This is a genomic window from Pseudomonas sp. LB3P81, from assembly GCF_054897965.1.
This window is the reverse complement of record NZ_JBUBVG010000001.1, coordinates 5,628,578-5,646,105: the sequence shown is the minus strand read 5'-3', so window position 1 is coordinate 5,646,105 and position 17,528 is coordinate 5,628,578. Positions and strand designations below refer to the sequence as shown.

The following is a 17,528-nucleotide window of genomic DNA, read 5'->3' as shown; positions in this document are numbered from 1 at the left end:
AGTCAGTCGATGACCGGTCATATTGGGTCCAGCAACCAGGTGCGAAACGCGATGAGTGATGGCAGCATTTCGTTGCGCGGCGGATATGTTAACTGCGCTGACTGGCGAAAGGACGCCGAGTGCTTCCAGGCTGAATAGGCCCGCTATGGCAACTCGGACAACGGTGGCCGCTCACCTCAACTGGCAAGATCAATCTGGATAATTCGCTCAACTTCATCATGAGGAACGCCGAGGCCGCGAAGGATGTACTGCACCATGCTCTCCACCGCACTCGCTGGGCGCTCCCCTTCGAGGATCTTGCGCAGCAGGTAAAGCATGCCGCCAATGATGCAGTCGACGGTTGAGGTGATATCGACGACGTCGAAGGCCTTGGAGTTGTTGCCTGTGAGAATATCCCGGGCCAGGGGGTTCCCCATGGTCGATATCATGTCGTTGATGCTGTACACCGAGTGCACCAGAAACCAGCCCCAGACCGGATCGGTAAGACCACGGTGGATGGTTCTACGGATGTTGACCCCGACTCTTTCGGCGATGCCAGCCTCTGGCGAGGTTGCCGCATCCAGCGCCTCGATCATCAGGATGGCGTCTTCGATGAAGACCGCGCGAGCGACTTCTTCTTTGCTGGAGAAGTAATTGTAGAAAGTGCCAAAGGACATTTCGGCTTCTTCGGTGATGTCGTTGATCGCGGTGGCTTCGATGCCCTTGCGGCCCATTACCGAGCGGGCTGCCCGCAGCAGTTTGTTGCGGGTACGCAAGCGGGCCTTTTCATGGATGCGGGGTTGGCGCGGCGGGTTTGCTTCAACGGCGTCGGGAGACGCAGTGGGTAAGGCCTTGCCCTTTTTAGCAGCGGGTTCTGCTTTCGGGCGTTTAGGCGGCTGGGCCTCGTGCGTTACCTTGTCTTTCATGTCACTTACCATCATCGGCGCTAGAGCAGTCGGCGAAAGGATACCCGACTCAGCTGGGGCATGACAGCGGCCGGCCCGGAGCGCGAATAACGGTGCTTCGTTATCCCAGGTTGGCCCTGCAATAACGAAGCATACGCGCAATGACGTCACTACAATTTCCCGCCCCGCCCAGCAAAAAACACGCCGGGCAGCCAACGTCAGAGCGGGTGTTTCAGCTAGCCAAGATCAAACCAACAGGTAGCCGGGTCGAGGGCATGCAACTGCTTGTAGGCACCCGAGAAGAACAAAAGCGGACGGCCGTCCGACTCCTCCAGTGCCTCGACATCGGCGGTGTAGATCAAATGATCGCCACCGACATGCACGGCATTGGCGCGCACCGCTAATTGCACCAACGCACCGTCCAATACCGGCGCCTGAGCCAACTGGCGGAATACGGGCTGCTGATCAGGGATGGGGCGACCGCCGAAATGGCTGCTGACCGCCTCATGCTCTTCCCGCAGAAAGCTGATGCCAAAGGCATCGCCCGCCTGAATGCTGCTGGCAAAACGCGCCTGGGTGCGCACCGCGATCAGCACCATGGGCGGGTCCACCGACAACGACATGAAGGCATTGGCCGTCATACCGGTGGGCTGGCCGTCATGGATGAAGCTGACCACGGTAACGCCCGTGGCAAACTTGCCCATCACGCGGCGAAACGACCGCGCATCTATGTCACAAACTTGCATAACCTGGACTCCTCGTCGATACGCACGATCACGCCGCTTAGATAAAAGGCGTGCCCGGAGTAATGCCGCAGAGGATCCGGCCGTAGGTTTCGAAGTTGGTGTTGGGGCTGACGATGCCATGCAGCGACGCGATGCGGGCATCCTGCCAAATCTTGGTCATGGGGTTATTGACCGCCGCCAGCGAGCCGCCTGAGGCTGAGGCCAACAAATCGACGGCTTCCCAGATAAGCTTTTCGGCGTATCCAACATCGCGGCGTACCTTGGCGCGTTCGAGAAAATCCATGTAGCTGCCGGAGGCGGCGCTGATGTCCATGGCGTCTGCATGGCGTTCGAGGATGGTTCGCGCCGCATCGATTTTGGCGGAGGCTTCACCGACTTGCAGGTGAGTGATCGGCGCCTCGGACTGCTTGGCGTACCAGGAGTATTGAATGCCCCGACGTGGCAGAGTTTCCAGAAAGGTTTCCAGCGCTGCTACGCCCAGACCTAGCGCCGGGAAGGCCAGGATTATCGAAAGCATCGGCATGCACGCAGTGCGGAACAGCGGTTCATCCGCCAAGTGGGTGGACAGGTATTTCCCCTCGATGGCCTGGGAGACTGACGCGATGCGCGCCTGCGGCACGAACACGTTTTTCACCGCAACGCTGGAACTGCCGCTGCCGCTGATCCCGATCACATTCCAGTCGTGCAAAATTTCGATCTGTTCGACGGGAATCAGCGCAACGCCTTGGTCGACCATATTGCCGCTGTCGTCCACCAGGGGAATTCCCAGCATGTCCCAGGTAGCGTGATAAACCCCGGAGTTGAAGCCCCACAGCCCCTCTTCAATCAGGTAACCGCCTTCCACCTTCTTGACCACCGCCTTGCGCGGCGACAGCACGCCCACTACGCGCGCCGGCTTGCTGCCACGAAATACCTCTTGCGCCGCAGCTTCGCCAAAGAACGTAGCGGCGGACCAGGTGGTGACATTGATCAGCGCCGTTACCCAGGCTACCGAGGCGTCGGCGCGACCCAGTTCGGCCACCACGTTGAGGAAAGTTCGCACCGAGACAGCCTCACCACCAAACTGGCGCGGCGTGGTCATGCTTAACAGGCCGCCGGCTTCGAGGTCCGCGATGGTCTCGGCGGGCAGGCGGCCGAGGGCAGCGGTTTCCTTGGTGCGAGCCTTGAGCGTAGGGATCAGTGAGCGAGCGTAGTCCTGCAAAGCAAGGCCGCGATCGCTAGGGCTATCGATGGTTTGCACTGGGTTTGCTGGGTAAATCGCGTTCATGATTCATCCTTTTTTGGTGTTGTTTTGTGATGCTCATGTCCAGCAGCGAAGGCCGGGGCAGGAGTTATTGATATAGTTATCATATTTGATGATGTCATCAATAGTTTTTTTAGAGTGTTTGATTCTTACGACACAGCGGCGGTGCGCAACACGTTCTAAACGCACCTTGCCTCATGCCTGTATCGAGGTGCTGCAATGTCTGAATTCAACGCCTCACTTACCGACATGCGCTTTCTGCTTGACTAAGTATTTGCCGCACGGATTGGCGCACCGTGATGTTCGATGTGCCGACACAGGATGTAAAAACCCGAGTGTCGGTGTATTCGGCTTCGGTGGGGTGGTTGAAAATGTGAATGTCGAGCGCACGACGATGGCAATCCCGCCAAGGGTACGGTCAGCAGCCTCATGGCACATAAATGACGACCAACGCCGGCCCTGATACCAAGCCCCCAACCTTGAGTGCCGCGTCCTAACGCCCAAGCGCCGCTTCAATCGCCGCAATATCAATCTTCCCCATCTCCATCATCGCGTCGAATGCGCGCTTGGCCGCCGCTTGATCGGGATTGTTGATCGCCGCCGTCAGGACACGTGGAGTGATCTGCCACGACAGTCCCCACTTGTCCTGACACCAGCCGCAGACGTTTTCCTGGCCGCCGTTTCCGACAATCGCGTTCCACAAGCGGTCCGTTTCGGCCTGGTCGTCGGTCGCCACCTGGAACGAGAAGGCCTCGTTGTGCTTGACCCCTGACCCGCCGTTCAGCCCGAGACACGGGATGCCCATCACCGTGAATTCGACTGTCAGGACATCGCCCTGCTTGCCCGCCGGATAGTCGCCGGGCGCGTGAAGGACAGTGCCCACCGCACTGTCGGGGAACGTCTTGGCGTAGAACGTCGCGGCGTCCAGTGCGTCGCCGTCGTACCAGAGACAAATCGTGTTTTTGCTGGTCATTTTGGTTCTCCCACAGTGGGCTGACACTTCATTTTAGCCAAGCAGTCAGCCGGAAAAATTGGCGCGAAAGCGGCCAATCCTGACGTTCGCTATTCAACGTCTTCGAACGTTCCAGTGCGCACGTCACCGCTGGCCACGTAGCGGGTGATCAACACACCGCCCGGCGTGGTGGTCGAGTGTTCCAACGTGAAGGCCGACGCGAGTGCTTTGTCGTCGAACAGGCGCTTGCCGCGCCCCAGCACGACGGGAAAAATCATCAGCCGAAGCTCATCCACCAACCCGGCGGCCAACAGTTGGCGCACCAGGTCGCCGCTGCCCTGCGTCAACAACCGGGCGCCTTCTTGCTGCTTGAGCGCGCGAATCGCTACGGCAAGGTTTCCGTTCAATGCATGACTGTTCTGCCAATCAAGCGTGTCGGGCCGATGCGTGGCCACGTGCTTGGGCACGCTGTTGAACAGGTCGCCGATGGCGTGGTTTTTTGAGTCCGGCCAATACGCCGCGAAGATGTCGTAGGTGCGACGCCCCAGCAGCAACTCGAACGGCTGTGAGAACAGATCCGTTATGGCCTGGCCGGAAACTTCGTCGGCGTAGGGCACGATCCAGCCACCGAAGCGGAATTCGCCGCTGAGATCTTCTTCGGGCCCGCCGGGCGCTTGAATGACGCCATCCAGACTGATGAAAGCGGCAACGGTGAGCTTGCGCATGGTCTTCTCCCGGTTCGTCTTCATGAAAGTTTTCGTACAGAGAATGCCGACAATCATGGCGACCTGTCGGCGTCATTCCCTACCGAATAGTCGAACGACTCGCTGCGAAATCGACAGAGTGATGTCCAGATGACGAGCCCTGCGAAATAGAGTCTCGAATACCTGCGCCCTACTCCTCAGAACGCCCCGTACCGTCACGGTCGCGTTCGTACCGTCTCGTCAGCGGAAACGGCGGCAACCAGGACTCGCGACGGGTGATCCAGCTTTCGTAGGTGGGCGTCAGTTGGTCAGGAGCATCCAGGGATCCCAGGTTCACTTCGATTTCGTCGTCGGTGCGAGCGAAAACCGAAGAGCCGCAGCGCGGACAGAAAAACCGCCCGGCGTAGTCGCGCGTTTCGCCAGTGATCGTCACCGCGTCCTCGGGGAATATCGCGGAAGCGTGAAACAGCGCGCCATGATGCTTGCGGCAGTCGAGACAGTGGCACAGGCCGACCCGGTAAGGGCGTCCCGACGCTTCAATTCGGACGTTGCCGCACAGGCAACCGCCGGTAAATCGGTCCATGCTGCGCCTCCTCTCATTGGTGCGGTCGGAAGATTTATAACGATAGCAGCCCCCCACTGGTCGCCACGAACTTGCTCCACAGACGCTTTCCGCCTAACTTTGACTCTATAGATTCAAAAGGAGGTATTGAACATGGCCGTTGCCCTCCAGCAACAAGCCTTTAGCAAGAGCCAGTGTGTAACGGGCCTGCGCGCCGCTGTCGGCATCCTCGAAAAGTGGGCGGCGTCCAGCGATCAGGCCTGCCGAATCCTGCGCATTTCCCGCAGCACCTACACCCGCGCCCGCCAACACGATCCCGACTGGGCCGTGGCGCTGGACGCGGACCAGATGCAGCGCATCAGCTTTGTCCTCAACATCCACGCCGCATTACGCCTGGTGTTCGATAACCCGGAAAACGTCTACGGCTTCCCGTCGATGGCCAACGACAACGAATTCTTCAACGGCCGCTCCCCGCTCGAGATCATGGCTCAGGGCGATATGATTTCGTTGTATGAGACTTTTCGGCGCATCGACGTGCTGCGTGGTGCGCAATGGTGAGGCTGAGCGAACTGGCAGAACTTGCCGGTGAGCCATTGCAGGCCTATCGACTGGTCAATTCGAAGTTCCCCCCGGTGGCGTTGTTTGATGACGTCGCCGACGCGGACGAGTTCGAGGTGCTGTATCAGATACAGGAACTCACCAACCCCAGGTTGAAAAATGAAGTGGGTCGCCTTGAGCTGATTCGCCGCAGTGAAATCCCGTTCGGTATTCCGGGTTGCTCTTACGCGACAGCGCCGTTCACCCACGTCAACCCGGCGGGATCGCGGTTCAGCGATGGCGGTTTTGGGGTGCTGTATCTGGCGGACACCATGGAAACGGCATTGGCCGAAGTGAAGCATCACCAGAGTCTGTACTGGTCGAACGTGCCGAGCCTCAACTATGAGCGGTTTGTTTTCCGGGGGTTGTCCTGCTCTTTTGTGGAGGTCGGGATGAAAGATGCGACGTCCATTGCGATGACCGATCCTGTTTATGATCCGGACGATTACACGGATTCCCGTCGTTTGGGGAAGTTGGTCAAAGAAGCGGGTTGTCCTGGGCTTCGTTACAACTCGGTGCGAATGCACGGCAATCATTGCTGGGCGTTGATGACGCCGAGACCGGTTTTATCGGTGATTCAGGCGGCGCATTACGAGATGGTCTGGAATGGACAGGTGACGAGTGTCAGTCAGATCAGTGAGGCTTGATTGCGTTATGCCGAAATGAAAACGGGCGCCTTGATAGGCGCCCGTTTTTTGTATGTGTGGTGTTACCAGCTGCCGTAGCGGATGCCGTGTTTCTCGATGTAGCGTTTGGACGCCTCGGACAACGGGTAATAGTTACCACCTGATTTTCCAAGGTGCGGCCCCAAAGGCTCTATCTCTGCTTGAGCACGAGCAACCTTGACTGACTTCAAACATTTATCAGTCACCCACACCTGTACGATGCCGCCGGGGGCAAGTCCGAGGTAAACCATGGTTATGTAGTTGGCAGGCTCGTTGGGCGTTGCTGGGCAGCGCTCATTTACAGAGGCGTGCATGATCTGCCGTGCTTCTTCGGGTATGTCGACCCACGCACGATAGGTCTTCGACTCGACAACCGATTGCCATCGAACAAAGATACGTTTCGGTAGATCTGCTCCGACTACGCCACGGATGCCGCTGCTGATGTATTTACTCCAGCCACGAGCTACTTCGGCGCCATCTTCGGAGTCATGGCTACCCGCTGTGCCTCCACCGGTGCGATTGAATAGCTTGCCGTTGATGTCTTCTACGGCAGAGTCTTCCACCCACACCTTCATATAAGCAGGTTCAAAGAAGCTGAGGCTCCACCATTGATCTTTCGGGTCGTTTTCGCCGGAAAGTGGGTCGCCAGCCTGACATCCCGCTACTAAAAACGCGCCCAGTAAAATGAGGATTGAGCGCATCAGAATGTTCTCCAGTTAGAGTCAGGTACATGAGGATGCCGTAGGGCTCACCAGCACGCACTCCTCCACTTCCTCACGGTAACCACCGCCAATATCGGAATGCACCCCAGGCACAGGAATTTCAGGATGCGCAGGAATAACGGTGCTCAACGCAAAATTGGCACGGCGTTCATCACGGGCAGTAATTTGAACGACATCGGTAAAGTATTTGCGGTCCAGATACAGCTTGATTCCGGGCGCGACTGGACTTTGGATATTCCCCAGATTGGTGAATCCCGCGACAGAAGGAACGGTATTGAACAGACCGATGAAGCCCATCAGAATTTCGCTATTGTCCTGACCAGTAAAGCTGGCGCTGAAGCCATCGGGATTCCTACGCAACACCTCTCCCAATGGCCCCTGCTTACAGCGCACGACCTCATTTGCAAAATGCCTGGCGGCTGCAGCACCTCGACTGAAACCGAACGTATCGAAGGTCAGTGAAGTAATTTCACTGCCGGGGTTTTGATCGACGACTTGTTTGATCAGGACTTTCAGTCGAGAAAATGCAATTTCGGCCTTGCTCGCTACACCCGTTTCACCGCGTCCAGTTGCGGCATTACCGAAGCTGTCTTTGCTCCCGCTTTCCGTACCGATTCCGTCGACGTACAGGCTTCGTAACGCCAGTGTGGCCGAACCTTCCCCCTTCACGTCTTTGTTGGCCGGATACAGTTCATACAGTCTGAAAACATTACTCACATCATTCCCATAACTCCCCTCCGGATCCGCCATATACGGCTTGCAGCTCGCATCGACGTCTTCCGGGCGAATCGGGTGATGAGCACCACAAAGCAATCCTGACGCCGAGTTGCTCGCATTGTTCAGCGTCCCGTCGAAGAACACACCAATGCGCAACGCGACTCTGACTTTCTCTTTCGCAGCCGCCGGTGCCTTGCCGTATTTCTCATACTCGGCCCAGCGTTTGGCGTGGATGTCGACGGGTTTGGCTTCGTCGTATCGGAAGTTTTTCGGCGGGTTGCGTACGTATCCACTCATTCCTTGATCACCTGGCTCCTTGGTGCAACGGGCGCTGAGGGTGCCACCGTGGATCCAATCAATCAACGCGTAGCCAGATGCCATCACTCGGACAACATGGACCTTAATCCATCCATTGCTTTCGTTAATGGTCACCATTAATTCAATGAAGTTCTCTTAAAAATTCCGCGGCGTAACATCGCCTCCATACCAAACAACCACCCCCGGAGCACACCCTCATGAAACGCCAAATCTTCCTCAGCATCGCTTTCTCGGTTTTTGCAGTTAACGCTTTTGCCGCGTCCTCTGCTCACCCGGTTGTCGCTGAAGGCGGCTCGGATCGTCTGATTGAAAGCCGTATGGCTGAGGGTGGTTCTGATCGCCTGATCGAGAATCGCGTTGCCGAAGGTGGCTCCGATCGCCTGATCGAGAACCGCGTCGCCGCTGATGGTTCGGATCGCCTGATCGAAAACCGCGTCGCCGAAGGTGGCTCCGACCGCCTGATCGAAAGCCGCGCTGCATGAATGAATGGCTCTACCGCAGTACCCAACAAAAAGCCCGGCCTGATCAGCCTAATGCTGTTCACTTAAGCGGAGCAGCCTACGCATCCAGGATCAAGTGCGAACGCACATTCATCAAGGCCACCAGGCGCAGCATGGGAAACGGTGTCTGGCGGTCGGTCGAGGTATTTTCCGATCCAAAGTGTTCCCGAAGCTCGGGCGTATCCGGGGTGCGCAAGAGCGCTCCGTCCACCGCGAATACCTGCAGGTCATGCCAGGCGTCACCGTCATAGCGCTCCGCGCCCCATTGGGTACCCGTCTTGCGGAACAACCACTCAACGGGATCGGCGCCGAGCCGCTTACGCGCTTCGGTTACACCGCTACGCGCCAACAGGTGGTCGGAGGCCAGGCCTTGGGCGCAAATGTTCAAACGTCTGGCCACCTCGTGAACGGGCTCGTCACGAAATAGCGCCATGCCGAGCACCACACTTGGTCAGCGGGCAGGCGGCGTCGGCGAATGGTGGCCTGACTGGAAAGATCCAGCGCAGACGCTACCCACTCAATGGGGTGTTTTGGGTAAAGGTGCTCAGGTCGCAGAAGTTGAAAAGGTCGCCGAGGTCGAGCAGGTCCTGTTGAACTGACATAAAAAATCCGATGCCATAGGTCAGGCATCGGATTTTCGGATAAGCCCGGCTTGGACTCAAATGCTTAAGTGAACAGCATTACGACTCTGCGCCGGTTTTTTTCGTTTCTGACCTACCGCGATTTAGTTGATAGGAATCAACATCTGGCGCTGAGCGGTGGTCAAGGTATCAATTGAGGCAATGCTCAGGCCGGCAGTCGCAGTATCGGCGACAGGATTGCCCATGTCGGCGGAAACGCTCTCGGGAAGGTTGTACATGGCGCCAGTCAGCGGGTCAACGATCAGCATGCCAATGAGTCCACCAATCAGGATGTTGCCCCAATACCAGCCGCTGAGGCCGGAATCCAGCTCGACGGATTTGTCTGGATAGCCTTCTTTCTTGAATTTCAGATTGTAGGTCTGACCTGAAAAGTAACCGTTTCCAGACTTCAGGGTCACGGTGCTGGGGGTGTTACCGGAATGGATGACCTGACCACTTTTATCCGTAATTTCAAAAGATGCGCCTGCCGGTGCGCTGGATACAGCTACCGGATATCGCGTATCACCAACAATGCTCGCGCAACCTTGTAGACCCAACACTGCTGCGACCGCAAAACCTCCTACCACCATCCGACTTTTCATAGCGCGCTTCCATGTGGTTTGGCCGTCATTGGCCGCTCCGGATTATAGCTGGCTAGTGGCATTTTGACATCTAGCCGAGCGCGCACTTTTGTGTCCGGACTAAATACCCAGGTCCCGCTCAAGGGTCAGCTTAATAAGCGTCCTCGACAAAGCAGCCAGGGTTTCGGATGGCTCCTTGCTGCTGATCCCAACCAGGCGCCCGGTGGCGGCAAGCACCTTCCGCCAGCTAATAGGCTTCGCATACGCGTAATGCTGTTCACTTAAGCACGGGCACCCACATTTGTGGCGAGGGGATTTATCCCCGTTCGGCTGCGAAGCAGTCGCCAATCCGGACAATTCAGTTTGTTTGGCCGGACGCTGGGGCCGCTTCGCGACCCAACTTGGATAAATCCCCTCGCTACAGATTTCTTGCCCGCCTAAAGATTTTCTTAAGTGAACAGCATTAGGCCTGATCAGCCGGGTTTTTCGTGTGCGGAACAAATCTCGGAATCATCCGGCCCGCTTCCCCCTGAAACGGCAGAAATCGACACGTTGCTAACAGCACACTGAAGCTGTGGCTTAATGCCATATTCATTGACGAAAGCGAGACAGCATCCATGGAACATCTGTCAGCAAACTAGCTTGAAGATCCTGTGCAAACAATACGCGTGGTCACGTTCAACGGATGGGCAGCCTTTAGTTGCTCTCCCGTTTTTGTGTGTCAAAAACGGATTTCCAAGCGGCCACCCGAGTCAGCGCAGAAGCATTCATTGCTGGCGTCAAAAAGAGTGTCAGTCAGATCAGGGAGACTTGATTGCGTTATGCCGAAATGAAAACGGGCGCCTTGATAGGCGCCCGTTTTTTGTATGTGTGGTGTTACCAGCTGCCGTAGGGGATGCCGTATTTCTCGATGTAGCGTTTGGACGCCTCGGATTGTGGGTAGTAGTTGCCTCCAGATTTTCCAAGGTGCGGTCCCAAGGACTCAATCTCTGCTTGTGCGCGAGCGACTTTTACCGCCTTCATGCATTTATCTGAGACCCAAACCTGCGCGATCCCTCCAGGCGCCAAGCCGACGTAGACCAATGCAATCGCTCCGGCAGGTTCGTCCGGTGTTGTCGGGCAAGTCTCGTTCACTGTCGCCCGCATAATTTGCCGAGCTTCTTCAGGTATATCGATCCAGACCCGATAGGTTTTCGATTCGACCACGGATTGCCAGCGGACGTAGATGCGTTTTGGCAAATCGGCACCCACGACTTCCCGAATCCCCCCTGTGATTTGACCCCAACCCCGAGCGGACTCCGTGCCGTCTTCAGGCTCGTTTCCCGCCGCCGTCCCGCCGCCTGTTCGGCGCAATAATTTGCCGTTGATGTCTTCGACTTGGCTGTCTTCGACCCAAACCTTCATGTAATTCGGCTGGTTGAAGCTGAGGCTCCACCATTTCCTGGTGAGCTCGCTTTTTGAGAGGGTGTCCGAAGCCTGACACCCAGCCACCAACCACAGGCCAAGTAATAAAACCAATGCACGCATCAGAACACTCTCCAGCGAGAGTCCGGCACATGAGGATGGCGCACACGGACTCCACTTTCAGTCGGCGCGTTGGTATAGCGAATGGTCACACCTCGCTCTCGAGTCGCTCCTGCCGGATTACTCCAGTTGGCAGACATGTGAACGTATTTGAGCTTCAACATTTTTTCTTCTTCAGCTGTTGGCTCGTAGTTTCCGGAGAGAACCCTGTCACAAAAAGACTGTAGTTCAGCAGGCAAGCTGTAAGCGGGATCGTTTTCGTCGATCACACCAAACTGCACACCCTTCTCCTTGGCCAATTTATGCATCAAGTGCAGATACACCACCGACAGCTTGCCACTGACCGGGCGCTTGAGCTGCAAACCTGCGTACGCGCGCACCTGTTTGCCCTCCGCTGTCTGATCTTCTCTCGGCAATGGGGTTGGTTTCGGAGTCACGATTTCCAGTATCGTTTCTGGCCAGCCATTGGCTACCCAACTCGCTTTCTGCTGCTGAGCATCACGATAAATCGAAGTGGTTCGAATGTCGGTTCCCTGTTGCACCGTAAGGGCCTGCATTGGGCTGACCAGCACGCACTCTTCCACTTCTTCCCGATAACCCCCACCGATATCCGAATGCACACCGGGAACGGATATTTCCGTGTGCGCGGGAATGACTGTGCTTAACGCAAAGTTGGCCCGACGCTCTTCCCGTGCGGTCAATTGGATGACGTCGGTAAAGTACTTGCGGTCTAGGTACAGTTTGATCCCCGGCGCTACCGGGCTTTGGATGTTACCTATGTTGGTGACCCCCGCGACCGAAGGGACGGTATCGAACAGGCCAATGAACCCCATGATGATTTCGCTGTTGTACCGGGCATCGAAACTGGAGCTGAACCCCTTGGGGTTGCTGCGGAGCACTTCACCCAAAGGTCCTGGTTTGCAACGTACGATTTCGTTGGCGAAATGTCGGGCAGCGGCGGCGCCTCGACTGAACCCAAAGGTGTCGAATGTGAGCGATGTAATCTCGCCGTCAGGATTACGATCTATCGCTTCCTTGATCAATGCTTTCATGGCGACAAACGCTTTTTGTACCTTCCCAGCTACACCTGCGTCTCCTCGTCCGGTCGCCGCGGCCCCCAAGCTGTCTTCAGCGCCGGCATCGGTGCCGATCCCATCAACGTAGAGACTGCGCTGTACGAGTTTGGATGACGCATCGTTTCCGGCTACTTCCGATGTCGGATAGAGCTCATACAGCTTGAAAACATTACTCACATCATTCCCATAACTCCCCTCCGGATCCGCCATGTACGGCTTGCAGCTCGCATCTACATCCGCAGGCAGAATCGGGTGATGAGCGCCACACAATAATCCTGAAGCCGAGTTGCTCGCATTGTTCAGCGTCCCGTCGAAGAACACACCTATGCGCAACGCGACTCTGACTTTCTCCTTCACAGCCGCCGGTGCCTTGCCGTATTTCTCATACTCGGCCCAGCGTTTGGCGTGGATGTCGACGGGTTTGGCTTCGTCGTATCGGAAGTTTTTCGGGGGGGTGGGTACGTATCCACTCATTCCTTGATCACCTGGCTCCTTGGTGCAACGGGCGCTGAGGGTGCCACCGTGGATCCAATCAATCAACGCGTAGCCAAATGCCATCACTCGGACAACATGGACCTTAATCCATCCATTGCTTTCGTTAATGGTCACCATTAATTCAATGAAGTTCTCTTAAAAATTCCGCGGCGTAACATCGCCTCCATACCAAACAACCACCCCCGGAGCACACCCTCATGAAACGCCAAATCTTCCTCAGCATCGCTTTCTCGGTTTTCGCAGTTAACGCTTTTGCCGCTTCCTCTGCTCACCCGGTTGTCGCTGAAGGCGGCTCGGATCGTCTGATTGAAAGTCGTGTGGCTGAGGGTGGTTCTGATCGCCTGATCGAAAACCGCGTCGCCGAAGGTGGCTCCGATCGCCTGATCGAGAACCGCGTTGCCGAAGGTGGCTCTGACCGTCTGATCGAAAACCGCGTCGCCGAAGGCGGTTCCGACCGCCTGATCGAAAGCCGCGCTGTATGAATGAATAGCTTTTTCGCGGTACTCAACGAGAAACCCGGCCTGATCAGCCGGGTTTTTTCTTGCGTCGATCAATGAGTTTCCTTCATTGAGGCGAAGCCGCAGTACGCATCTTTGCGTATCGCGCCAACCCGATCTTGATGCCGACCAGGATGGGCGCGGCGACTGCAAAAAGCAGGGTAACTGCAACAAATGCAGTGTCGAAGGCAATCACAGTGGACTGACCTGTCACGACACGCCCCAGCAGACTCGTCGCCGCCCGGCCGGCGGCCACTGCATCCATTCCTTTAGCCGACAACATCGCTGTCGTGGAGGTCAGTCGTTCGATGACCGCGCCCCCACCGGGAGTGACACTGGCGCCAAGGACCACGGCATTGGCGACAACGTTATGGTCGATCAGCGTCTGAAGCCCCGCGACCCCCATCAGGCCACCCAACTGGCGCCCCGTATTGAAGAGCCCTATGCCGCTGGCAAGGTTGCGCCTGTTGAGGTCACTGAAAGCGATCAGGGTGATCGACAGAAACAGAAAACCAAGACCCAATCCACGCAACAGGATGGCGGCCATCATGTCGTCGGTGCCGCTTTCACTGGTGGAACCGGACAGCATCCACATCGCAACCATGATCATCAGGATGCCGAAGGGAACGGTAGCGAACGGCGGAACACGGCGGGCCTGCATGAGCCAGGCCGAAATGAGCAGCGCCCCGATAAAAAATGCGCCACTGGGCAACAGGAGCTGGCCGGCATCGGAGGGTGTGAACGCGAGGACCGACAGGGCGAATGCCGGAATCAGAAACGCACTCCCGAACAAGGCCGCACCCGCGACAAAACTGACGATAAAGGCAAAGGTAAAATCGCTCGATCTGAACAGGGTGAAATCGAGCACACCCTGTCCTTTCGTCAACACTTGCTGGCCAAGAAATGCCAGAAGCGCGGCAGCGCCCATCACGGTCAGCCACAGGATGCGCGGTTCCTCGAACCAGTCCCATCGGCTGCCCTGGCTGAGAACATAGGTAAAACAGAACAGGGTGACGGCGATCAGGAAGAAGCCGACCCCGTCAAACGGACGATGCCGTGCCTTTGCCGGCAATGGGCCGTCCGCGACCAGCAGAAGCCCACTGGCCGCCAAGGCAAGCGGAACAATGCTGAAGAAAATCCATGTCCAGGACTGGCTATCGATCAACCACCCTTGAAGGGCCGGCGCGAGCGTTGCGGGCGCAACAACAGCGCCCATGGCGAACAGTGCCTGAAGGATGGGTTGACGAGATCGCGGCCAGGCGCGAAAGATGATCACTTGGCCCCCGACCAGCAGAGTGCCGCCGGCGAAGCCCTGAATAATTCGAAGCGCTGCCAGCAGGTCCAATTGAGTCGTGATGGCGGCAATGGCGCACGCCACACCCATGACCAGCGTCGCGCCGATGAGGACCTGACGCGGACAGAAACGGTTCATCAGCCAAGGGGCAGTCATGAACCCGATCAGCTTGAGCGCGGTGTAGCCGATATCCAGCCAGGCGAACTCATCGGGCGTTGCATAGGTATCGCCGATGATGTCGCCGCGTCCAAGCGACAGGACGGTGCCGGCGATCGCTTCCGTCAGCGCGGCAAGCATGATGCCCGCCATGAGCAGGAGGCCGTTCGTCGCGCTGGCATTGCCCGGCGTGGCGGTGGCCACCGTGCTCATGAGCCACTTCCTTGCGCAACCTCGACCCGCGCGGACAGGCCCGGCACGATGCGGCCCGGCAACGGGTTGTGAGCCAACAGGATTTTCACCGGAACCCGCTGAACGACACGAACAAAGTTTCCGGTCGCGTTGTCCGTGGGCAGCAGACTGAACGCCGAACCGCTGCCCGGTGCAAAGCTGTCGACCACGCCTTCAAGTACCTCGTTCGGATAGCCGTCAACCGTGATGCGCACGCTTTGACCGGGGCGAATGTGCTCGAGTTGGGTTTCCTTGAAGTTAGCCACGACCCACACGTCATGGACCGGCACGATATCGAGCAAGGACACGCCCGTCGTCACAAACCGACCGACGCGGACCTGGCGGTTACCGATTACGCCATCGACAGGCGCGCGTACCACGGTGCTGTCGAAATCGATCTGCGCGAGATCCCGCGCAGCCTGCGCCTGGTTCACCGCCGCAACGGCCGCTTCTCGCTCGGTGACCAGCACGGCGATGTGTTGCTGTTGCGCCTCTACCGATGCCGATGCTGCCGATACCGTTGCCTCGGCTCTGGATTGTGCCGCAGCGGTTTCATCGACCAACGCGTGGCTGATCGCGTTGCTGACGATCAGTTTGCGGTTGCGATCATGAGTCTTGTTCGCCAGATTCATCTCGGCCGCGGCCGAACGTCTCTGGGCTTCGGCCTGTCGGATCAGGGCCCGCTGAAGCTGGGTCTGGGCATCGACATGACTCAGGCGAGCCTGGGCCGCACTGACATTCGCCACGGCTTGCGCCAGCCGTGCGCGGTAGTCTCGATCATCAATGCGAAACAGGACATCACCCGCCCGGACGGTCTGATTATCCTCAACCTCTACCGAGGTGATATACCCCGCCACTTTGGCGGCGAGCGAGGTGACGTCACCGCGTACATAAGCGTTGTCGGTGGATGTCCTGCCGCTGAAAACAGCCATGGCCCCTCCGACAGCCAGGACCAGAGCGGCTGCGACGCACAGCAATCGGCCGATCACTTTTTTCTTGCCGGGGCGCGCCACGGCGACAGGGATTTCGGCGCTTGAGCCGGCGGCAATGGCGGCCTTGTCCTGGAGCGAGTTCATTGTTCTCATTACCTGTTCAATGCCAAAAACTTACAGCAGCCAAAGGGCGGCAGTGGCCTGCCGCCCGGCTGTCGCGCGTCGATCAGCGCGTGTGTGAGGTCACTTCCCGATGGGCGTGACGAGCTCCTTTTCCCCGGAATCGAGGACGAACACTGCCAGCAAGCGTGCAGGCTGGGTATCGCTGGCGTTGGCGCTGACTTCGTGCACGGAGCCCGGCTCCTCTACGAAGTTTTCGCCTACGTTGTAGATCTTTTCCGGCTCGCCTTTGACTTTGATGCGAAACGAGCCCTCCAGGACCGTTGCATAAATGAAGGCCGTTTTCGGATGGGTGTGAGATGGCGACGCGGCGCCCGGCCCATACTCGACGAGCACGCCCTTCATGCTCTTGCCAGGGATGTTGGGAATGGGACGGTCGAACACCACCGTCACCTTGCCTGCGGGCTTGTCGTCGGCCGACGCGGTCATCGAGAGCGCTGCGAAAGCAGCGGCCAGAAGGTATCGGGTCAACATGGCAAATCTCCTGATGTGTCAGTTTGATGAGGGCGTAACCCGGTGTCAGGACTGAGCGAGCCAGTCCTCGAAACGGATCGCGCCCAGGCGTGGGTTCTGGCCGGGGGTCAGCGATTGATCGTCGAGCACCGCGCCGAAGTAGCGTGCGTGCACGTCCGGTACGACTTTGCGGGTGTCCTGGGTTGCCCGCAGAAAACGCCTGGCCAGTTCGTCGAGCGGCATGGCTTCCGGACCCGCGACTTCGACCGTGCCATTGACCGGTGCTGCCAGCGCGACATCGGCCAGCGCCGCCACCACGTCGTCGGACGCTATCGGCTGGATCAGCGCTGGCGAAACGCAAATCTGCTCGCCGACGGTGAACGACTGGACAATGCCGCCGACAAACTCGAAGAACTGCGTGGCACGCAACAGGGTGTAAGGAACTCCGGAGGCCTTGATAAGGCTTTCCTGCGCGACTTTGGCCCGGAAGTAGCCGGCCTCAGGCAGCCGTTCACTACCGACAATCGACAGAGCCACGTGATGGCGAACCCCGGCAGCCGCTTCAGCCGCCAGCAGGTTGCGGCTCGAGGTTTCGAAGAAATCGAGGACGGCCTGGTCTTCCCACGACGGCGCGTTTGCCACGTCGACGACAATATCAGTGCCATCCATCGCTTCGGCCAGGCCTTCGCGGGTGATGCTGTTTACGCCCGTACTGGGCGCGGCTGCGAGCACGTCATGGCCGCGCTCGCGGAGGTTGTTCACAAGTTTCGATCCGATGAGGCCGGTGCCTCCAATGACGACGATCTTCATGGGCTCTCTCCGCTTCAGATTCACGACGGCAACCATTGCTGTCGATGTGGAGCAAGAGTGCCCCCGCGC

At 57.8% G+C, this 17,528-nt stretch carries 17 protein-coding genes and 3 pseudogenes; 4 read left to right on the top strand and 16 right to left on the bottom strand.

The annotated features are described in order from the left end of the window. Positions 1–176 precede the first annotated feature (176 nt). The 6 genes from ACYZTL_RS26285 to ACYZTL_RS26260 all read right to left on the bottom strand — a co-directional run bounded on the left by ACYZTL_RS26285 (position 177) and on the right by ACYZTL_RS26260 (position 5,112). Positions 177–905, bottom strand: coding sequence for a TetR/AcrR family transcriptional regulator (locus ACYZTL_RS26285; RefSeq protein ID WP_461954183.1), 729 nt, complete (start codon positions 903–905; stop codon positions 177–179). Positions 906–1,120: 215 nt separating this feature from the next. Continuing rightward, the gene (locus ACYZTL_RS26280; protein WP_461954182.1) at positions 1,121–1,630 is read right to left on the bottom strand and encodes a flavin reductase family protein; all 510 of its coding nucleotides are present in this window, start codon (positions 1,628–1,630) and stop codon (positions 1,121–1,123) included. Between the two features lie 37 nt (positions 1,631–1,667). Further along, positions 1,668–2,897, bottom strand: a complete 1,230-nt coding sequence (locus tag ACYZTL_RS26275) for an acyl-CoA dehydrogenase family protein (protein WP_461954181.1) — start codon at positions 2,895–2,897, stop codon at positions 1,668–1,670. 469 nt (positions 2,898–3,366) lie between these two features. Then, positions 3,367–3,846 carry a VOC family protein gene (locus ACYZTL_RS26270; protein WP_461954180.1) on the bottom strand — a complete coding sequence of 160 codons (480 nt, stop codon included), beginning with the start codon at positions 3,844–3,846 and terminating at the stop codon, positions 3,367–3,369. Positions 3,847–3,935: 89 nt separating this feature from the next. Then, positions 3,936–4,550, bottom strand: coding sequence for a dihydrofolate reductase family protein (locus ACYZTL_RS26265; RefSeq protein ID WP_461954380.1), 615 nt, complete (start codon positions 4,548–4,550; stop codon positions 3,936–3,938). Between the two features lie 169 nt (positions 4,551–4,719). Continuing rightward, a complete protein-coding gene (locus tag ACYZTL_RS26260; RefSeq protein WP_461954179.1) occupies positions 4,720–5,112 on the bottom strand; it encodes a GFA family protein in 393 nt (130 codons plus the stop codon). A gap of 132 nt (positions 5,113–5,244) precedes the next feature. Here ACYZTL_RS26260 and ACYZTL_RS26255 point away from each other — a divergent pair, with 132 nt between their 5' ends. Both ACYZTL_RS26255 and ACYZTL_RS26250 read left to right on the top strand, forming a co-directional pair. After that, a complete protein-coding gene (locus ACYZTL_RS26255; RefSeq protein ID WP_461954178.1) occupies positions 5,245–5,649 on the top strand; it encodes a hypothetical protein in 405 nt (134 codons plus the stop codon). After that, a complete protein-coding gene (locus ACYZTL_RS26250; protein ID WP_461954177.1) occupies positions 5,643–6,335 on the top strand; it encodes an RES family NAD+ phosphorylase in 693 nt (230 codons plus the stop codon). The genes ACYZTL_RS26255 and ACYZTL_RS26250 overlap by 7 nt, the downstream gene beginning before the upstream one ends. Before the next feature lie 62 nt (positions 6,336–6,397). Here ACYZTL_RS26250 and ACYZTL_RS26245 read toward each other — a convergent pair whose 3' ends face one another. Next, positions 6,398–7,054 carry a DUF2931 family protein gene (locus ACYZTL_RS26245; RefSeq protein ID WP_461954176.1) on the bottom strand — a complete coding sequence of 219 codons (657 nt, stop codon included), beginning with the start codon at positions 7,052–7,054 and terminating at the stop codon, positions 6,398–6,400. 42 nt (positions 7,055–7,096) lie between these two features. Beyond that, positions 7,097–8,089 (bottom strand): annotated as a pseudogene (locus ACYZTL_RS26240) (DUF2235 domain-containing protein); the annotation flags it as partial. Positions 8,090–8,307: 218 nt separating this feature from the next. Between ACYZTL_RS26240 and ACYZTL_RS26235 the strand changes: the two are divergent. Then, positions 8,308–8,589: pseudogene (locus ACYZTL_RS26235) on the top strand (phage infection protein); the annotation flags it as partial. An 82-nt stretch (positions 8,590–8,671) separates the two neighbouring features. On the opposite strand, the pseudogene ACYZTL_RS26230 reads toward ACYZTL_RS26235, so the two are convergent. The 4 genes and pseudogenes from ACYZTL_RS26230 to ACYZTL_RS26215 all read right to left on the bottom strand — a co-directional run. Next, a pseudogene (locus ACYZTL_RS26230) lies at positions 8,672–9,212 on the bottom strand (transposase domain-containing protein); the annotation flags it as partial. A 122-nt stretch (positions 9,213–9,334) separates the two neighbouring features. After that, on the bottom strand, positions 9,335–9,832 hold the full coding sequence (locus ACYZTL_RS26225; protein ID WP_461954175.1) for a hypothetical protein: 498 nt from the start codon (positions 9,830–9,832) through the stop codon (positions 9,335–9,337). A gap of 855 nt (positions 9,833–10,687) precedes the next feature. Beyond that, the gene (locus ACYZTL_RS26220) at positions 10,688–11,338 is read right to left on the bottom strand and encodes a DUF2931 family protein (protein ID WP_461954174.1); all 651 of its coding nucleotides are present in this window, start codon (positions 11,336–11,338) and stop codon (positions 10,688–10,690) included. Continuing rightward, positions 11,338–12,885, bottom strand: a complete 1,548-nt coding sequence (locus tag ACYZTL_RS26215; protein WP_461954379.1) for a DUF2235 domain-containing protein — start codon at positions 12,883–12,885, stop codon at positions 11,338–11,340. Before ACYZTL_RS26215 ends, ACYZTL_RS26220 begins: the two co-directional genes overlap by 1 nt. 218 nt (positions 12,886–13,103) lie before the next feature. On the opposite strand from ACYZTL_RS26215, the gene ACYZTL_RS26210 reads away from it, so the two are divergent. Next, positions 13,104–13,388 carry a hypothetical protein gene (locus ACYZTL_RS26210; protein ID WP_461954173.1) on the top strand — a complete coding sequence of 95 codons (285 nt, stop codon included), beginning with the start codon at positions 13,104–13,106 and terminating at the stop codon, positions 13,386–13,388. 82 nt (positions 13,389–13,470) lie between these two features. Here the strand turns inward: ACYZTL_RS26210 and ACYZTL_RS26205 are convergent, their stop codons facing one another. From ACYZTL_RS26205 to ACYZTL_RS26190, 4 genes are all read right to left on the bottom strand, one after another. Further along, on the bottom strand, positions 13,471–15,066 hold the full coding sequence (locus ACYZTL_RS26205) for an MFS transporter (RefSeq protein ID WP_461954172.1): 1,596 nt from the start codon (positions 15,064–15,066) through the stop codon (positions 13,471–13,473). Then, the gene (locus tag ACYZTL_RS26200) at positions 15,063–16,160 is read right to left on the bottom strand and encodes an HlyD family secretion protein (protein WP_461954171.1); all 1,098 of its coding nucleotides are present in this window, start codon (positions 16,158–16,160) and stop codon (positions 15,063–15,065) included. Before ACYZTL_RS26200 ends, ACYZTL_RS26205 begins: the two co-directional genes overlap by 4 nt. A 99-nt stretch (positions 16,161–16,259) precedes the next feature. Next, positions 16,260–16,670 carry a cupin domain-containing protein gene (locus ACYZTL_RS26195; protein ID WP_461954170.1) on the bottom strand — a complete coding sequence of 137 codons (411 nt, stop codon included), beginning with the start codon at positions 16,668–16,670 and terminating at the stop codon, positions 16,260–16,262. A gap of 45 nt (positions 16,671–16,715) precedes the next feature. After that, positions 16,716–17,459 (bottom strand): SDR family oxidoreductase, encoded by a 744-nt coding sequence (locus ACYZTL_RS26190; protein ID WP_461954169.1) that lies wholly within the window; start codon positions 17,457–17,459, stop codon positions 16,716–16,718. Positions 17,460–17,528 lie beyond the last annotated feature (69 nt).

Bases quoted from the DNA above. Each gene is read 5' to 3' on its own strand.
- ACYZTL_RS26285 (WP_461954183.1), bottom strand. From the start codon at position 905: ATGAAAGACAAGGTAACGCACGAGGCCCAGCCGCCTAAACGCCCGAAA.
- ACYZTL_RS26280 (WP_461954182.1), bottom strand. From the start codon at position 1,630: ATGCAAGTTTGTGACATAGATGCGCGGTCGTTTCGCCGCGTGATGGGC.
- ACYZTL_RS26275 (WP_461954181.1), bottom strand. From the start codon at position 2,897: ATGAACGCGATTTACCCAGCAAACCCAGTGCAAACCATCGATAGCCCT.
- ACYZTL_RS26270 (WP_461954180.1), bottom strand. From the start codon at position 3,846: ATGACCAGCAAAAACACGATTTGTCTCTGGTACGACGGCGACGCACTG.
- ACYZTL_RS26265 (WP_461954380.1), bottom strand. From the start codon at position 4,550: ATGCGCAAGCTCACCGTTGCCGCTTTCATCAGTCTGGATGGCGTCATT.
- ACYZTL_RS26260 (WP_461954179.1), bottom strand. From the start codon at position 5,112: ATGGACCGATTTACCGGCGGTTGCCTGTGCGGCAACGTCCGAATTGAA.
- ACYZTL_RS26255 (WP_461954178.1), top strand. From the start codon at position 5,245: ATGGCCGTTGCCCTCCAGCAACAAGCCTTTAGCAAGAGCCAGTGTGTA.
- ACYZTL_RS26250 (WP_461954177.1), top strand. From the start codon at position 5,643: ATGGTGAGGCTGAGCGAACTGGCAGAACTTGCCGGTGAGCCATTGCAG.
- ACYZTL_RS26245 (WP_461954176.1), bottom strand. From the start codon at position 7,054: ATGCGCTCAATCCTCATTTTACTGGGCGCGTTTTTAGTAGCGGGATGT.
- ACYZTL_RS26225 (WP_461954175.1), bottom strand. From the start codon at position 9,832: ATGAAAAGTCGGATGGTGGTAGGAGGTTTTGCGGTCGCAGCAGTGTTG.
- ACYZTL_RS26220 (WP_461954174.1), bottom strand. From the start codon at position 11,338: ATGCGTGCATTGGTTTTATTACTTGGCCTGTGGTTGGTGGCTGGGTGT.
- ACYZTL_RS26215 (WP_461954379.1), bottom strand. From the start codon at position 12,885: ATGAGTGGATACGTACCCACCCCCCCGAAAAACTTCCGATACGACGAA.
- ACYZTL_RS26210 (WP_461954173.1), top strand. From the start codon at position 13,104: ATGAAACGCCAAATCTTCCTCAGCATCGCTTTCTCGGTTTTCGCAGTT.
- ACYZTL_RS26205 (WP_461954172.1), bottom strand. From the start codon at position 15,066: ATGAGCACGGTGGCCACCGCCACGCCGGGCAATGCCAGCGCGACGAAC.
- ACYZTL_RS26200 (WP_461954171.1), bottom strand. From the start codon at position 16,160: ATGAACTCGCTCCAGGACAAGGCCGCCATTGCCGCCGGCTCAAGCGCC.
- ACYZTL_RS26195 (WP_461954170.1), bottom strand. From the start codon at position 16,670: ATGTTGACCCGATACCTTCTGGCCGCTGCTTTCGCAGCGCTCTCGATG.
- ACYZTL_RS26190 (WP_461954169.1), bottom strand. From the start codon at position 17,459: ATGAAGATCGTCGTCATTGGAGGCACCGGCCTCATCGGATCGAAACTT.